We start from the raw sequence: 15,682 nt of genomic DNA on the forward strand, positions 1-15,682 counted from the left end.
AAGTGATCAACAACCGCTAAAAACAAAATGACAATACGATTAGCAAATAGTAATGATTTAGCCGCCATAGTTGCAATTTATAATGAAACAATAGCAAGTAGAATGGTTACAGCCGACACTGAACAAGTAAGCATAGCAGACAAGCAAAGTTGGTTTAATAGCCATACCGAGCAGCGGCCTATTTACGTTTATGAGCAAGACTCGAAGGTGATAGCTTGGCTTAGTTATAAATCTTTTTATGGTCGTCCAGCCTATGATGGAACGGTAGAAATCAGTATCTATATTACCGCATTTGCACAAGGCCAAGGGCTTGGCAAACGCTTACTTACTTTTGCCCAAGAGCAAGCTAAGCCATTAAATATTAAAGTGCTACTAGCATTTATATTTAGTCATAATATACCGAGTATTAAATTGTTCGAGCGCTTTGGTTATCAACAATGGGGAAAGTTACCTAATGTGGCTATTATGGACGACAATCACTACAGCTTAACTATCTTAGGTAAGCATTTAGGGTAGATATACGACTAAAAATAATCCTTTAGATGGTGTTAATGCAGAAAACTTAGACTACGCTTTTATCATGTTAAGTTGATGAAAAGCGGAGTCAAAGCTGTGCGGAAAATATTGATCGTTGATAGCAATAGTATTTTAGCGATGCGGATAAAAGTATTGCTTGAATTGATTGGCTGTGAAGTTGAATTGATCCACTTTTCAATGCTACAGGAATGTACTGCGTTTAGTTCTTATGATTTAGTGACTATTGCACATGGTGTTCCAGTGGCTACCGCAAGTTTTTTAGTAACACAGGTCAGTCAAGAGCGCTTTTTACTGCTTGCACCTAAAGTTGAAAACAGCGAACAACTATCTTTATTTAGTGAGCTTAATCGACTGGCGCCAAATGCTCTGGTGATTTATCCCTTCTTCGCGAATAAAGAGATCAGCACCTTATTAGAGAGTGTGTTAGAGCTTGGCTCCGATAGTGTTTTAGTATTACCAACGGTATTGTTGGTTGACCATATTCCGCAGCGGCTTGAAAAAATAGCAAATAGTCTATTAGGTGCTCATATTAAAACGATTACAGCTAATAGCATTAGCTCTGCGATTAGCCAAACACAAGGACATGAAATTGATCTGCTATTGAGCGATTTTAGCTTGCCTGATGGATCTGGTTTAGAAGTATTTGCCGCCCTCAAAGTATTATATCCGCAATGTCGTTGTTTACTATTTACCTCAAAACCAAATCAAGTGTCGATGATTGAAGCTATTCGCCAAGGGGTGGAAGACGTACTAGTTAAACCAATTAATGAAAATATGTTACTGCAATCGGTGCATAAACTTTGGCAAACGGAGTTATTAAAACGTCATAACACTGAATTAGTTGAACGCCTACAAGATACCGTTGATGCACTTATTGAAAAAGATAGCTTGTTACGTGTCATTTATAAGCACACACCTGATGCGATTATGTTATTTGAGCGCAATGGTGAAGTGATTGAAGCAAACGATGCTTGCTCTAAACTATTTCGGTTATCGGCAAAAGCACTGAAAAGCAGCTCAGTATTTACTTTATTGGATGCAACGTCTGTTGAGCAAATCAAAGAAAAAATAGCGACGTTAAATAAAAATCGTCAATTTAGTTGTGACGTGTATCTGCCAATGGAAGGCGAAGATGCCATTCCATTAGTTGGTTCATTCAATGAGATAGATCATCATGGTGATATTGCACTTGCGGTTATTTTTAAAAACGTTACTCACCTTAAGCTCAAAGAGGAGCTATTACTCGAAGCAAAAGATATGCTTGAAGAGCAAGTACGTGCCCGAACATCACAGCTTGAAGACGCTAAAAATATCGCTGAGGCAGCAAATCACAGTAAATCAGAGTTTCTTGCTAACATGTCCCATGAATTACGCACTCCAATGCATTCAATATTAAGTTTTGCCCGCTTTGGTTTAGATAAACTCGGCAGAGATGATATTTCAGTTGAAAAGCTACAGAAATATTTATCTCGTATTGAGTGTAGTGGCGAGCGGCTGCTCTCATTACTTAATAATTTACTCGACTTATCTAAACTCGATGTTGGTAAATTCCCTTTTAATCCTCACCCACACAATCTTAATAATATTATTAAAACCAGTATTGATGATGTGTCAGGTACTGCTATGGAAAAAGATATTGAAGTGAAGTACTTACCACAAAAACCGCCTCTTATAATTGACTGTGATGAAGAGCAAGTAAATCAATTATTACGCAATATCCTCGGCAATGCGTTGAAGTTTAGTGATCCGCATAGCTGTATTGAAGTCGTTTTAATTAAGCAGCAAGAGCAGGCAATTATTGAAGTGATTGATAGTGGTATAGGGATCCCCGATGATGAGCTTGAACATGTGTTCTCAAAATTTGTACAAAGTAGTAAAACCAATAATGGTGCTGGCGGAACGGGGCTTGGCTTAGCTCTGTGTCGTGAATTTGTATCATTACATAAAGGTGTTATTTCTGCTCATAACAACAGCTCAGGAGGCACGACGATTCGTATAGCTCTGCCATTAGAAATAAAAATTTCTGCTACTCAAGAAGAAATTACTTAGCTTGACTGGTAAGAGTTTTTTTTATGACTAAACTATTAATATGAATTATGAAATGGATGATAATTATGCCTTTAACGAGAATATTAGCTGTTGATGACGAGCCTTTTAATTTAGAAATTATAGAAGAGATATTGTTGGATCTTGATTTTGAATTAAAGATGGTTAGCAGTGGTCCTGAGTGCCTCAGCACAGTGGAAGAGTTTGCGCCGCAAGTAATCTTACTCGACGTGAGTATGCCACAAATGAATGGTTATGAAGTATGTAGAAAACTAAAGGCCAATCCCAGAACTGCAAATATTATCGTGATGTTCGTATCAGCCAGAGGCACTGTCGAAGAGCGGATGGAAGGGTATGCAGTCGGTGCAGAAGATTATATTGTTAAGCCATTTGGACAGGACGAACTTAAATCGAAACTGAAAATTCTTAACCAAGTACTGATTGAAAAAGAATCGTTAGAACAGCAAGTTGAAGAAGCCACATCCACTGCATTTAATGCCATGGCTAACAGTAGTGAAATGGGGCAAATAGTTAATTATATTGAGAGCATTGGTATGATTAACAATACTAAAGCGCTGGGTGAAGCCTTAGTTCATTGTTTAAGATCGTTTGATTTACAAAGTAATGTTGAGTTTAGAGCTAATATTGATGCTCCTGACCACTTTGCCCTAAATGGAACGTGTTCGCCGATTGTAATTGAATTGTTTGATATGCTCAAAAATAAGGGGCGGCTACATGAATTTTCCCATCGTATCTTAGTTAATTATGAATTAATTAGTTTATTGATTTTAAATATGCCAGATCACGATCCTGATAAGCATGGCCGGATCCGAGATCATGTGTGCTTTATTGTCAGTGTCACGGAGCAACAGCTACGCGCAATCATGACCCGTGAAGCTTTACAGTCGCAGCAAACAAAGCTAAATGATGCAATTACTATGGTTAATAGCAAGTTTCATGGCTTAATTGAGCTGTTAAATGAAAACCGTCAGAGTAATGAAGCGGTGTTCAAGCGTTTACAAGAAGAGTTAGAAGAGCGGATCCCATCAATGGGGCTAGACGAAGATCAAGAAGTGTTTATTTATCAGAAGGTAGATCAAGCAATTCAAAAATCAGTTGCCCGTGAAGAGTCTGTACAGGGGGTGAAAGCAGCTTTTCATGAAATTGAGCAAGACCTGTCTATCTTATTGAAAAAGTAACAGTAAATAATCAAGGGGTGTGAAGCTACGCATCTCTTGGTAAGCCCTTTTCTACGATACGTATCAAACGGGCGGTTTTTCTTAGCAACTTATCTTGTTTTGAGTGTTGTTGCTTAAGCGCCCACTCTATATGTTCTTTTACCAACTCGGTTGATTGATCATAGCTGGCACTGAGTGCGTCAACGATCGATTGGCTAAATTGCGCATTACCTAAACCTACAGCAATATTTCGTAGCCAGCGCTGATGACCAATTCGACGGATCGGACTGCCTTCGGTATTTTTTAAAAAGGTGGCTTCATCCCAACTAAATAAATCAAGTAAATCTTTATCTTTTAGTTGTGTTCGTGGGTGAAAGTCGGCTTCATCGGTAATTTGCCCGTAGCGGTTCCATGGGCAAACTAATTGGCAATCATCACAGCCGTAAACGCGATTACCTAATAGTGAGCGATATTGCTCAGGGATTGGTCCTTGCAGCTCAATAGTAAGATAAGAAATACACTTGCGTGCATCCACCACGTAAGGCTCTACAATTGCGCCGGTAGGGCATAAAGTAATGCAGGCAACGCACTTTCCACATCCCTCAAACTCATTGGGCTTATCAATTGGTAAAGGGATATCAACAAATAACTCACCCAAAAAGAACCAAGAACCGGCTTCTTTATTGATTAGCAAGCTGTGTTTTCCACGCCAGCCTAAACCTGCTTTTTCAGCAAGTTGACGTTCTAATACTGGTGCTGAATCAACAAATGGCCGATAACCTAATTGAGCGATTTGCAGCTCAATTTTTTGACCTAATTTTTTTAATCGATTACGCATCAGTTTATGATAATCACGCCCTAACGCATAACGACTAATATACGCTTTATCGGTATTTTTGAGGGTTTTAGCAAAGCTTGCATCAGGGGGCAGGTAATTCATTTTTACAGATATAACCCGCACAGTACCTGGGACTAGCTCCGCAGGGCGAGCGCGTTTCATACCATGAGCGGCCATATATTCCATATCGCCGTGATAGCCTAAATCAAGCCAGCGCTGTAATTGTGCTTCGTGTTTGCTTAGATCAATGTCAGTGATGCCAACTTCAGCAAAGCCAAGTTCTTTACCCCACTGTTTTATATCAAGGGCTAACTGCGTGTGATCGGATATTGAGCTACTCACATGGGTACATCATTAAGAAAAAATAACGACGCAATTTAACATATTTACAGCACAGTTAAAACGCTTGCGCTTAGACAAAACGCTTTAACTGCTGCAGAGTTTGCTCACTTAGTTGTTGTGATAATTGACAATCACCTAGCGCTACATCAATTTGTGCTTTTGCTTGGCTGCCTAACGCAACGATTTGTTCAACTGATTGATGAGTTTGATTTTGTGTCTGTTCGAGTAAGTGCACAGCGCTTACAATTTGCTGTAATTGTTGTTGATTGTGTTCAAATTCAACAAGCCGATCGGTAAATCCATGGGATGTATTACTAATGGTTGTTTCTGCATTATGTGAATAACTGACAAGTTGCTCAGATTCTTTATTTGTTTGATTTACTAAAGAATCCATTTGGTTGATGAAATCGCTGATCTGGCGAGTTGCATCACTTACTTTAACCGATAAAGTTCTTACTTCATCTGCTACAACCGCAAAACCACGACCTGCTTCACCCGCACGAGCGGCTTCTATTGCAGCATTGAGCGCCAACAAATTAGTTTGATCTGAAAACTCTTCAACCATTTTCAGGATGCTACGAATATTCTCGCTGTTTTGTTTTAAGCCAGAAATCGTTTCTGAAAAACTGCTCAATACATGACTAATCGATTTAACTTGAGTGACTAGTTTTGTGAGTTCTTGTGCAGAGTGTGTAACAAAGTTTAAATGCTCTGCGTTTACTTGATGAACATCATCGGTATTGGTAACGATACTTTGCAGACTATCAGTTATTTGATTACTGGCTGCGGTTATTGTTTGGCTAAAATCAATTTGTTGTTCGCTTAGCTGCGCCGTATGTTGCATTGACTCAGTCACTTGATTATTACTTTGTGCGCTGGCCTGCGAACTTTGGTAAGTGGTAGCGAGCAATTGGCTTAGATGATCAGTAAAGGTATTGTACTGTTGGCTGATCTCACGAAATTCATCATAGGTAAAGTGGGGGAGTTTAGCTGCTAAGTTTGCATCTTGGCGGTTAATTTTTATTAATGTATCGCGCATTGCCGTAACTGGGCGCACGATCAGAAAGCGCATGTAAAAGAGTGTAAAGGCAAAGCCGGCAATAATAATCACCGTGAGTAACCAAAATAGGCTAGTGTCTGCGTCTTGCGTAGTTAGACTTTTATATAACCAAATCAAAGTAATAGCTTGGAAAATAAATACAAAGCTAAGGTTGCCAACAATCTTTCGGGTTAAAGTAAAAAAGAAGCTTTGTTCTATAAAATTATAAATACGCATATACCCACTCATCAATTGCCCGCTCGGCTGTAGTATTGTTTTACTCAGTATCGTTCAAATTCACTTTAATTCAAGAATATAGGATGAACGGCAGCTATTTTTGATAACTACAGTGAGTTTAAAATCATTTTCGTGTTGCATGGATAATTAGTAAAAATTCCGTCGACACCAAAACTCAGCATTAACTCAATATCTTCTTGTTTATCAACCGTGTACGCATAAACTTGTAAGCCGCGTTGTTTGGCATCCGCGACAAACTCATGGTTAATAAAGTTTTTATCAACATGAATACTAAACGCCTGTAAGCGCTGGGCAAATTCGGCATAGTTGATAGGAATGGAGCCCGTTAACGCGCCAATTTTTAGCCAAGGTAGTTTCTGTTTAAGCCACATTAATTGATGATGATCAAATGAAGAGACTAACAGCATATCCTGAGATAGTTTGTTATTAACGATATTTAACTCAATCAGCTCAACAAATTTATCCAACGAGAAAGTGTGTTTTAACTCAAGGTTTAAGAGCACTTTATTGGCTGTCCAATCAATAGTTTGCTGTAGGGTTGGGACAAATTCGCCATTGCCGGCATCAAAACATTGAATTTGCTCTCGGGTAAGTTTATTTATTTTGCCGCGGCCGCTGGTGGTGCGATCTAGCCAAGTATCATGGATGATCATGTAATCATCCAAACAGCTTTGTACATCGACTTCAATACCATCGACTTCAATTTCGACTGCTGCGGTTATCGCACTCTGGGTATTTTCTGGATAAGTGCCACTGGCGCCCCGATGAGCAAAAACTTTTATCATAATGTGTGTTTCCGAGTAACTGACCATGTTTCGTAAAATGCTGCACTAATCACTAAAGCACCGCCAAGCAGGGTCTGTAGTGAAGGTTGTTCATGCAACAGCAAAAAAGCTAAAAATGTGCCATATAAAGGCTGTAAACAAGAAATAAGTCCCGCTGTTGATGCTGATAAATACTGTAAACTTGCCGCAAATAAAGAGTGCGGAGTTGCAGTAAAAATTACGCCAGCGACGAGCAATAACCCTAGATCTTGGTTCGATATATTAATCACTGGTACTTCAATAAAAGCACATAATAACAAGCTAGCCACTAATGTTTGATAAAACATAGTTTGTGGCCCACCGTAGTGGCTAAAGTATCGCTTATGAACAATATTTCTAAACGCGAAAAAAAATGCTGAAATAACACCGGTTACCACGCCTAAGGTGACATCATTACCCATATCTGCATTTGGTGTCAGTAAATAGATCCCTGTTATTACTACACTTGCGCTGAGCAAATCGTTTACTTTGGGCTTACTACCATTAAAGAATGGTTCAATAAATACGGTGATCACAGGGTAAGTAAAAAATGCAATCATGCCAACCGCAATCCCAGCCATTTGCATACCAGCAAAGTAGGTGACCCAATGTATACCTACAGCAGCCCCTAACAACAAAGCAATTAAGTAATCTTTAGCACCGCTGAGTTTAATTGCTTTTTTTTGCCATAACAGCAATATCATAATAGCCAGACCCGCGATGGCTGCGCGGTACACTGTGATATCTAATGCGTTGAGATTTATTAATTTGGCAAATAGTGCTGTGCCACCAAAAAGTAATACCGCAATATGTAAATAAATTAAACTTTGTTGTTGGGGTTGCATGTAAATTCGCTCTGCTATTTTTTACTATCTTATCACTGCTCATAATAAGGTGAAATTTTTAAAACATGACAAATGTCAGCAAAGTTGATGACATTTTACACTCTTATTTTTTTTAGCGGCTGGCATAGTTATCACATTCAACTGGAGGTAATTATGAATGCTTTAATTTTAATCAGTTTATATATCAGCGATTTTTTTGAAATATATAGTTTTAGTATTACTTACGCCGGTTACTTTATGCTGTTATGTGTTTTTGTGTTATTTAGTAAAAACATAATTATAAATAAAACGATACACTTGGGGTATTAGTATGAGTTCACTTGACACGGTTGCTGAGCAAATCGATAAAGGGTTTTGGAAGTATGGACATTTAATTTTTACTGGCTTTTATTTGTTGCCAATTATGATTAACTTTGCAAATTTAACCGCAAACAACATTTTTATGTCCTTAGCTTTATATATTGCTTTTATTATGCTCTATGTAAAAGCAATAAATTGCCAAGATACCGATACTACTAAGTTAGTTATTGCTATGTTGTTAGTTTGTTTTAGTGCTACTTTTTATACCTCAGGCACACCGACATTATTTGGTTTCGTTGCCTATATTGTCGGTTATGCATATAGTAAACTGCAACGAATTTTTTCAGCGTTAGTGGTCATTTTAACTGTTCTATTAAGTGCATATATTGGCGATATTGCAAAAGTAGAATACTTTCTCGCTATATCTTTAATTTTATGTGCGGCCTTATTTAGCTACGGTATAGCTGCAAAAAGAGAGCAGCAATATAAAATCCGCGAGCAAGAAAACGCCACGCAATTAGAGCAATTAGCAGCAATTGCTGAACGCGAGCGTATTGCTCGCGATTTACATGATATTTTAGGTCACTCTCTTTCATCAATTGCTTTAAAAGCAGAGCTTGCTAATAAATTAAATCAAGGTGAGCGTTACACACAAGCAAATACTGAAATTGCCCAAGTTGCAGAGCTTGCAAGGCAGCTATTGAGTGATGTGAGAAGTGCTGTCAGTGATTTAAAACAGCTCAATCTTGCGAGTCAAATTTCCCAATTGAAACAAAGGCTAACCGAACAAGGTTTTGAGGCGGATTTTAACGTCAAGTTAAATGTGTTACCTGCAAAAGTAGAAGGTATCGCAAGTCTTATTATTAAGGAAGCTGTTACTAACTTACTACGCCATAGCAGCACCAAGAAATGCATCGTTAGCATAGCGCAAAATCAGCAGCAGTTAATAATCAATGTGATTGATCATGCACCATGTAGCTCAATAAAACCTGGAAATGGCTTAAATGGCATTAAAGAACGAGCAGAGCAGCTAGATGGTAAGGCTACATTTACCTGTGAGGATAACTTTAGTTTAAATGTAATGCTGCCTTTAACAGCGAAGGGGTTCTAATGATCAAGGTGTATTTAGTAGAAGATCAGGGGCTTGTGCGCGACGCAATCGCAGCATTATTAAGTCTAGATTTTAATATTGAGGTAATTGGTCAAGCAAGTAACGGGCAAGATGCATTAACAGCCATAAACATGCTAGACAGTAACTCTCTTCCTGATATTATTTTAACCGATATCGAAATGCCTAGCATGAACGGCATCGAACTCAGTGAGCAAATTGCATCAAAATACCCTGCTATAAAAATAGTTATTATGACCACCTTTTCGCGAGCGGGTTACATTAGGCGTTCTTTAAGTGCTGGCGTTAAGGGCTTTATTTTAAAAGAAGCCCCGAGCGATGAATTAATTAGCGCGCTTAAAAAAGTAATGCACGGGCAAAAGGTTATTGATCCTGAGCTTGCTATTAACGCATTAGATGATACTGATCCGCTGACAGATAAAGAACGAAAAGCATTACAACTCGCAAGTGAAGGGTTGAAAACAGCCGATATTGCCGCAAGGTTATACTTAAGCGAGGGCACGGTACGTAATTACTTATCAGACGCTATTGCTAAATTAAATGCCATAAACCGAGTAGATGCAGCGCGTATAGCCAAACAAAAAGGTTGGTTATAACGCCGTAATAAGCTGTTTAAAGCAAGTAAAAGCGCTTTCTTAAAAGTTTCATAGCTTTTGCCTGTCTCATTGATCGGTTATGGGTTAAAATAACATCATAACCAATTAACAAGATAGTGAATGTCAAACCAAGATCCTAATCTCAGTCGAGAACAAGAAAAGTACGAAAACCCTGTCCCAAGTCGTGAGTTTATACTTACTCATATAAAAGACCGTGCCAAGCCTGCTAATTTTCATCAATTATGTGAGGAGTTAGCGGTAAACGATGATGAGCGTCAAATTGCTTTTAAGCGTCGTTTACGTGCCATGGAGCGTGATGGTCAACTGTTCTTTAATAAATTTAAATGCTACGCCTTAATTGATGAAGCTGGGCTTGTTAAAGGCAAAGTAATCGGTCACCGTGACGGGTTTGGCTTTTTAGAAGTCGAAGGCGAAAGTAAAGACTGGTTTATTGCCAAGCATCAAATGAGTTCGGTGCTGCATGGCGACATAGTACTGGCTAAAGGCACCAAACGAGGCTCCGGCGGCAAGTGCGATGCGCGTATTATTAAAGTGCTGGCTGGCGAGCGAGCACCGATTGTTGGTCGCTATTTTGTTGAGCATGGCATAGCAGTGGTGGTGGCGGAAGATCCACGTATCACCCAAGATATTATTATTTTGCCGGGCAGTGAAAACGGCGCACGTCACAACCAAATGGTGCAAGTGCAAATTACCCAAAACCCTAACCGTAATATGAATGCGGTAGGGAAAATCATTGATGTACTGGGTGAGCATTTAGCCCCAGGTATGGAAATTGAAGTGGCACTGCGTAATCACGATATCCCGCATGTATGGCCAGAAGCGGTTGAAAAGCAGGTTGAACACTTAGGTGAGTTTGTCGAAGAAGTTGACAAGCAAAATCGAGTTGATTTACGTGATTTACCATTGGTTACGATTGATGGTGAAGATGCTCGCGATTTTGATGATGCTGTGTATTGTGAGCCTGTTGAATCGGGTGGTTGGCGGTTATGGGTGGCGATTGCTGATGTATCCCATTATGTCGCAATGAATACCCCACTTAACGCCGAGGCAATCGAACGTGGTAACTCAGTGTATTTCCCTGAGCAAGTTATTCCTATGCTGCCAAAAGTATTGTCCAATGGCTTGTGTTCATTAAATCCAAAAGTTGACCGTTTATGTATGGTCGCAGAAATGCTGGTATCGGCTGAAGGTAAACTATCAGGCTATCGTTTTTACGAAGCGGTGATGAATTCGCATGCGCGCTTAACCTACACCAAAGTAAACGCTATTTTACAAGGTGATGAGAAGTTACGTACTGAATACGCACCGGTCGTGCCACATTTAACTGATTTACAGCAAATGTATATGGCATTAAAAGCTGCCCGCCAAGAGCGCGGAGCGATTGAGTTTGAAACCCTTGAAACACGCTTTGTATTTAACGCTCAGCGTAAGATTGAATCAATAGTGCCGGTGCTGCGTAATGACGCCCACAAGCTGATTGAAGAATGTATGATTTTAGCCAATGTGTCTGCGGCTAAAATGCTTGAAAAACACGAAGCCAGCGCGCTTTATCGTGTTCATGCTGAACCAGATGGAGAAAAACTGGCTAACTTTAGACAGTTTTTATCAGAGTTGGGTATTGAATCAACACTCAGTGATGAGCCAACACCAAAAGAAATTACCCATGTGTTAGCCAAGCTTGGCGACCGCCCTGATGCTGAACTTATCCAAACTATGCTACTGCGTTCGATGAAGCAGGCAGTATATCAAGCTGAAAACATCGGTCACTTTGGTTTGTCATTAGGTGAATATGCACATTTCACCTCGCCAATTCGTCGTTACCCAGATTTAGTCGTACATCGTGCGATTAAAGGCATTTTGAAAGCCCAAGGTATGGTTACGTCGGGTGCGTATGTTTATAGTGACGAAGAAGTCGCGCAATTGGGCGAGCAGTGTTCAAATACGGAGCGTCGTGCAGATGACGCAACCCGTGAAGTAGCTGATTGGCTGAAATGTGAATACATGCAAGATCATGTGGGCGACGAATTTGAAGGAGTGATCTCATCGGTTACTAACTTTGGTTTGTTTATTCGCTTAGCTGATTTACAAATTGATGGCCTTATCCATGTCACTAATTTAGGCGATGAGTATTTTCAATATGATGGCGCTAAACATTGCTTGATTGGTGAGCATTCTCGTAAAGTTCATCGTTTAGGCGATAAAGTCACGGTTCAGGTTGCATCGGTAAGCTTAGATGAGCGTCGCATCAATTTAACGCTCAGTGGCGATGTTGCACAAGATAGATACGCCCGTCGTCGTGGTGATGCAAAAGGGCATCAGCCGGCAAGTGTTCGTTCGCAGCTAAAACGTGGCAAAATACCAGGTAAAAAAGCTGACGCGAAAGAGTCAGGTGAACTTAGCGGTCGTTCTGATCAGGGAAAACCAAAGCCAAAAAAAAACAGTGCCAGTAGAGGCAAAAAGAAGCCTGCAGGAAAATCAGCGGATGCTGGCACTACAACTACTGCAAAAAAACCAAAGAGAAAGGCCGTGAAAAAGCCGAAAAGACCCGGCAAAAATGCCCGTAAAAGTAAGAGTTCAGGAGCAAGTGATACGTGAGTAATGAATTGATTTTTGGCTTTCACTCTGTTGAAGCAATTTTCGCAAGTGAGCCTGAGCGTTTTATTGAGATTTATGCCCTAAAAGGACGTGATGATAAACGCTTATCTCCAATTATTGAAGAAGCGCGTAAATTTGGTATATCAGTGCAGTTTATGCAGCGCAAAGCTCTTGATAACAAATCAAAGGGTGAGCAGCATCAAGGTATTATTGCAAACGTTATAGCGGCGCCGACTTTCAATGAAAAAGATTTGGATGCAATCATTGCGCGTGAAGAAACGCCATTTTTACTGGTTCTCGATGGCATAACAGATCCGCATAATTTAGGTGCTTGCTTACGTAGTGCAGACGCTGCCGGTGTTCATGCCATTATTGTGCCAAAAGATAAATCAGCAAAACTAAATGGCACAGCACGTAAAGTTGCCTGTGGTGCAGCAGAGACAGTACCGCTGATCCAAGTCACCAATCTTGCCCGTACTTTACGTGAAATTAAAGATGCCGGTGTTTGGGTTGTTGGTACTGCTGGCGAAACCGATGTTCATGTATTTGATGCCAATCTAACTGGCCCTATGGCGATTGTTATGGGCGCTGAAGGTGAAGGTATGCGCCGCTTAACGCGTGAACATTGTGATGTGTTAGTTAAAATCCCAATGGCGGGCACTGTTTCTAGCTTAAACGTATCTGTAGCAACAGGTATTTGTTTATTTGAAGTACTGCGTCAGAGAAATACGACACAGCCATAAAAGAAAAGCTTTAAGCTTGTAGCCGTCAGTTTAGAGATAAAATTTGAAACCATGCTTGATTTAACAAGCATGGTTTTTCTTTTTGAGCTGATAGCTGATTTTCAACTTACCACTTAAAGCTAAAAAACCTACTTGCTTAATTTTCCGACTAAGCGTAAAATGCGCGCTCATTTCGGCCTATTTAATATTAATTCCTTGCCTTAAACCGACCGGCTGAAACGGTAGAAGGCTCTATTAACCGTAAGGAATATCCATGCGTCATTACGAAATCGTATTCATGGTTCACCCAGATCAGAGTGAGCAAGTTTCTGGTATGATCGAACGTTATACTGGTTCTATCACTGAAGCTGGTGGTGTTATCCACCGTCTTGAAGACTGGGGCCGCCGTCAATTGGCATACCCAATCAACAAGCTTCATAAAGCTCATTATGTTCTTATGAACGTTGAAGCACCTACTGAAGTAATCAGCGAGCTAGAAACTACTTTCCGCTACAACGATGCAGTGCTTCGTAACTTAGTTATGCGTACTAAAGACGCTGTAACTGAAGCATCTCCTCTTGTAAGAGAAGAGAAGAAAGAAGCACCAGCTGCTTAATTGTTTTGAGTCCAAGCATGGCGCTTGATCAGCGAGAATTTTAAGGTAAACCATATGGTCAGTCCTTTTATGAATCAGCTGGTTATTTCTGGGGTTGTTTGTAAAACACCTAAGATTAGCCAAAGCCCTGCTGGTATCCCGCATTGTATTTTTGTTGTAGAACATAAATCAATGCAAGTTGAAGCAGACCTTAACCGTAATAGTTATGTCAGGCTTCAAGTGGTTGCCAGCGGTAAGCAAATGCAACAACAGACTCAACATTTGCACGTTGGGCAGGCATTGCAAGTGAGCGGTTTTTTAAATCGTCACGAAGGTCGTAACGGCCTTAGCCAATTGGTTTTGCATGCTCAGCATATAGAAAGAATTATTTGAGGAATTTATCTCATGGCACGTTATTTCAGACGTCGTAAGTTCTGCCGCTTTAAAGCGGAAGGCGTACAACAAATCGATTATAAAGATCTAGCTACTCTTAGAAACTATGTTACAGAAAGTGGCAAAATCGTACCTAGCCGTATTACAGGTACTAGCGCTAAATACCAGCGCCAGCTAGCAACTGCTATCAAGCGTGCTCGCTACTTAGCCCTTCTTCCATACACTGACTTACATAAGTAAGCAGCGGATTAACACGTTTTTAAAAGGTGTAGAAACATGCAAGTTATTCTACTAGATAAGATCGCTAACCTAGGTGGCCTAGGTGACCAGGTTGTAGTTAAATCTGGCTTCGCACGTAACTTCCTTTTCCCACAAGGTAAGGCAGTTCCTGCAACTAAAGCTAACGTTGAAACTTTTGACGCACGTCGTGCTGAGCTTGAAGCGAAAATCGCTGACCAGCTTGTTGCTGCACAAGCACGCGCTGATAAGCTTGAAGCATTAGCTGAAGTTACATTAGTATCTAAAGCCGGTGACGAAGGTAAGTTATTCGGTTCTATCGGTACTCGCGACATCGCTGACGCTATCTCAGCTGTTGGTGTTGAAGTTGCTAAGTCAGAAGTTCGTTTACCTCTAGGTACTATCCGTGAGACTGGCGAATTTGACGTATCAATCGCAGTTCATTCAGAAGTAACGGCTACTATCAAAGTAATCGTAATCGCTGAAGCTTAATTTTTAATTAAGCGAAAAAAGCCGTGCTGAAAAGCACGGCTTTTTTGTTTATTATTATCATCCATATCACTAGTTAGCATATCATTTTCAACATAAATATTGATTAAAGTCCCTTTTTTAGGTTTTTTATCTGGTATTGTTTGATCTAAAGTAAAAACTAATTATTTATACCTATTAAAATGTAGCGACATTGTAATTAGATTACAGATTGTTGACAGTGACAGCGCTGTCAATGTATATTGTTTGTGCACTGAGCATAGTGTTAAGGATGTAAAAATTGAAAGAGCAGATGATGAGAAGTACGAAGCTTTTTTCTGGTTTCACATTAATCGAGTTATTAATAGTCGTAGCTATTCTAGGTATTTTATACAGTGTAGCTATGCCTTCATATATTGAGCATATGGAGCGTAGTCGCCGTGCCGATATTCAACAAGTTATGTTGCAACATGGTGCAGTATTAGAGCGTATTTATTCACGTAATGGTGGTTATCCAAACGCTTTTGATACGGCAACAAATACAGATTTTTATACTTTTACTTATAAAGCGCTAAACCGTGTTAGTGGTGCTGCAGCGGATGCTAATTTTAAAAGTCGTGCATTTACATTAACTGCAACCCCAAAAATCGGTTCTGCCCAATCAGGAGATCGCTGTGGTGCATTAGTGATTAAGCATGATGGCACACAATCAGCTGATGCTAATAGTTGCTGGGAGTAAC

16 protein-coding genes are annotated in these 15,682 nt (G+C 40.0%); 12 read left to right on the forward strand and 4 right to left on the reverse strand.

The window, feature by feature from the left end:
* Window positions 1-27: 27 nt before the first annotated feature.
* From H5201_RS10305 to H5201_RS10315, 3 genes are all read left to right on the forward strand, one after another.
* Entirely contained in the window at window positions 28-516 is a 489-nt protein-coding gene (locus H5201_RS10305) for a GNAT family N-acetyltransferase (RefSeq protein ID WP_149980625.1), read from the forward strand.
* 75 nt (window positions 517-591) lie between these two features.
* Window positions 592-2,586 (forward strand): ATP-binding protein, encoded by a 1,995-nt coding sequence (locus H5201_RS10310; protein WP_182784520.1) that lies wholly within the window; start codon window positions 592-594, stop codon window positions 2,584-2,586.
* A 65-nt stretch (window positions 2,587-2,651) separates the two neighbouring features.
* Window positions 2,652-3,782 carry a PleD family two-component system response regulator gene (locus tag H5201_RS10315; RefSeq protein WP_145236944.1) on the forward strand — a complete coding sequence of 377 codons (1,131 nt, stop codon included), beginning with the start codon at window positions 2,652-2,654 and terminating at the stop codon, window positions 3,780-3,782.
* Between the two features lie 25 nt (window positions 3,783-3,807).
* Here the strand turns inward: H5201_RS10315 and queG are convergent, their stop codons facing one another.
* The 4 genes from queG to H5201_RS10335 all read right to left on the reverse strand — a co-directional run bounded on the left by queG (window position 3,808) and on the right by H5201_RS10335 (window position 7,886).
* Window positions 3,808-4,941 carry a tRNA epoxyqueuosine(34) reductase QueG gene (gene queG, locus H5201_RS10320; RefSeq protein WP_182718059.1) on the reverse strand — a complete coding sequence of 378 codons (1,134 nt, stop codon included), beginning with the start codon at window positions 4,939-4,941 and terminating at the stop codon, window positions 3,808-3,810.
* A gap of 70 nt (window positions 4,942-5,011) precedes the next feature.
* Entirely contained in the window at window positions 5,012-6,229 is a 1,218-nt protein-coding gene (locus H5201_RS10325; protein WP_149980629.1) for a methyl-accepting chemotaxis protein, read from the reverse strand.
* Window positions 6,230-6,324: 95 nt separating this feature from the next.
* The gene (locus H5201_RS10330; protein WP_145236954.1) at window positions 6,325-7,023 is read right to left on the reverse strand and encodes a glycerophosphodiester phosphodiesterase family protein; all 699 of its coding nucleotides are present in this window, start codon (window positions 7,021-7,023) and stop codon (window positions 6,325-6,327) included.
* Window positions 7,020-7,886, reverse strand: a complete 867-nt coding sequence (locus H5201_RS10335; protein ID WP_149980630.1) for a DMT family transporter — start codon at window positions 7,884-7,886, stop codon at window positions 7,020-7,022. The genes H5201_RS10330 and H5201_RS10335 overlap by 4 nt, the downstream gene beginning before the upstream one ends.
* A gap of 310 nt (window positions 7,887-8,196) precedes the next feature.
* On the opposite strand from H5201_RS10335, the gene H5201_RS10340 reads away from it, so the two are divergent.
* The 9 genes from H5201_RS10340 (at window position 8,197) to H5201_RS10380 (ending at window position 15,681) form a co-directional block, all read left to right on the forward strand.
* Entirely contained in the window at window positions 8,197-9,297 is a 1,101-nt protein-coding gene (locus H5201_RS10340; protein ID WP_182739697.1) for a sensor histidine kinase, read from the forward strand.
* Window positions 9,297-9,911, forward strand: a complete 615-nt coding sequence (locus tag H5201_RS10345; RefSeq protein ID WP_182718062.1) for a DNA-binding response regulator — start codon at window positions 9,297-9,299, stop codon at window positions 9,909-9,911. Before H5201_RS10340 ends, H5201_RS10345 begins: the two co-directional genes overlap by 1 nt.
* Window positions 9,912-10,031: 120 nt before the next feature.
* The gene (gene rnr / locus H5201_RS10350; RefSeq protein WP_182784522.1) at window positions 10,032-12,527 is read left to right on the forward strand and encodes a ribonuclease R; all 2,496 of its coding nucleotides are present in this window, start codon (window positions 10,032-10,034) and stop codon (window positions 12,525-12,527) included.
* Window positions 12,524-13,270 carry a 23S rRNA (guanosine(2251)-2'-O)-methyltransferase RlmB gene (rlmB, locus tag H5201_RS10355; protein ID WP_145236971.1) on the forward strand — a complete coding sequence of 249 codons (747 nt, stop codon included), beginning with the start codon at window positions 12,524-12,526 and terminating at the stop codon, window positions 13,268-13,270. Before rnr ends, rlmB begins: the two co-directional genes overlap by 4 nt.
* A gap of 253 nt (window positions 13,271-13,523) precedes the next feature.
* Window positions 13,524-13,865: a 30S ribosomal protein S6 gene (gene rpsF, locus H5201_RS10360; protein ID WP_145236974.1), complete on the forward strand. Its 342-nt coding sequence runs from the start codon at window positions 13,524-13,526 to the stop codon at window positions 13,863-13,865.
* A 54-nt stretch (window positions 13,866-13,919) separates the two neighbouring features.
* On the forward strand, window positions 13,920-14,237 hold the full coding sequence (priB, locus tag H5201_RS10365; protein ID WP_182718064.1) for a primosomal replication protein N: 318 nt from the start codon (window positions 13,920-13,922) through the stop codon (window positions 14,235-14,237).
* Window positions 14,238-14,249: 12 nt separating this feature from the next.
* Window positions 14,250-14,477: a 30S ribosomal protein S18 gene (gene rpsR, locus H5201_RS10370; protein ID WP_002962753.1), complete on the forward strand. Its 228-nt coding sequence runs from the start codon at window positions 14,250-14,252 to the stop codon at window positions 14,475-14,477.
* A 36-nt stretch (window positions 14,478-14,513) separates the two neighbouring features.
* Window positions 14,514-14,966: a 50S ribosomal protein L9 gene (gene rplI, locus H5201_RS10375; protein ID WP_145236982.1), complete on the forward strand. Its 453-nt coding sequence runs from the start codon at window positions 14,514-14,516 to the stop codon at window positions 14,964-14,966.
* Window positions 14,967-15,243: 277 nt separating this feature from the next.
* Complete coding sequence (locus tag H5201_RS10380; RefSeq protein WP_310736937.1) at window positions 15,244-15,681, forward strand: type IV pilin protein; 438 nt, start codon at window positions 15,244-15,246, stop codon at window positions 15,679-15,681.
* Window position 15,682 lies beyond the last annotated feature (1 nt).

The sequence above is a fragment of the Pseudoalteromonas sp. SG43-6 genome, from assembly GCF_014164365.1.
GTDB lineage: Bacteria > Pseudomonadota > Gammaproteobacteria > Enterobacterales > Alteromonadaceae > Pseudoalteromonas > Pseudoalteromonas rhizosphaerae.

What these genes read in the sequence shown, in the direction of transcription:
- rplI (WP_145236982.1), top strand. Translation starts at nt 14,514, where the DNA reads ATGCAAGTTATTCTACTAGATAAGATCGCTAACCTAGGTGGCCTAGGT.
- H5201_RS10345 (WP_182718062.1), top strand. Translation starts at nt 9,297, where the DNA reads ATGATCAAGGTGTATTTAGTAGAAGATCAGGGGCTTGTGCGCGACGCA.
- H5201_RS10325 (WP_149980629.1), bottom strand. Translation starts at nt 6,229, where the DNA reads ATGAGTGGGTATATGCGTATTTATAATTTTATAGAACAAAGCTTCTTT.
- rpsR (WP_002962753.1), top strand. Translation starts at nt 14,250, where the DNA reads ATGGCACGTTATTTCAGACGTCGTAAGTTCTGCCGCTTTAAAGCGGAA.
- H5201_RS10330 (WP_145236954.1), bottom strand. Translation starts at nt 7,023, where the DNA reads ATGATAAAAGTTTTTGCTCATCGGGGCGCCAGTGGCACTTATCCAGAA.
- H5201_RS10310 (WP_182784520.1), top strand. Translation starts at nt 592, where the DNA reads ATGAAAAGCGGAGTCAAAGCTGTGCGGAAAATATTGATCGTTGATAGC.
- H5201_RS10315 (WP_145236944.1), top strand. Translation starts at nt 2,652, where the DNA reads ATGCCTTTAACGAGAATATTAGCTGTTGATGACGAGCCTTTTAATTTA.
- rnr (WP_182784522.1), top strand. Translation starts at nt 10,032, where the DNA reads ATGTCAAACCAAGATCCTAATCTCAGTCGAGAACAAGAAAAGTACGAA.
- H5201_RS10335 (WP_149980630.1), bottom strand. Translation starts at nt 7,886, where the DNA reads ATGCAACCCCAACAACAAAGTTTAATTTATTTACATATTGCGGTATTA.
- H5201_RS10340 (WP_182739697.1), top strand. Translation starts at nt 8,197, where the DNA reads ATGAGTTCACTTGACACGGTTGCTGAGCAAATCGATAAAGGGTTTTGG.
- H5201_RS10305 (WP_149980625.1), top strand. Translation starts at nt 28, where the DNA reads ATGACAATACGATTAGCAAATAGTAATGATTTAGCCGCCATAGTTGCA.
- priB (WP_182718064.1), top strand. Translation starts at nt 13,920, where the DNA reads ATGGTCAGTCCTTTTATGAATCAGCTGGTTATTTCTGGGGTTGTTTGT.
- rpsF (WP_145236974.1), top strand. Translation starts at nt 13,524, where the DNA reads ATGCGTCATTACGAAATCGTATTCATGGTTCACCCAGATCAGAGTGAG.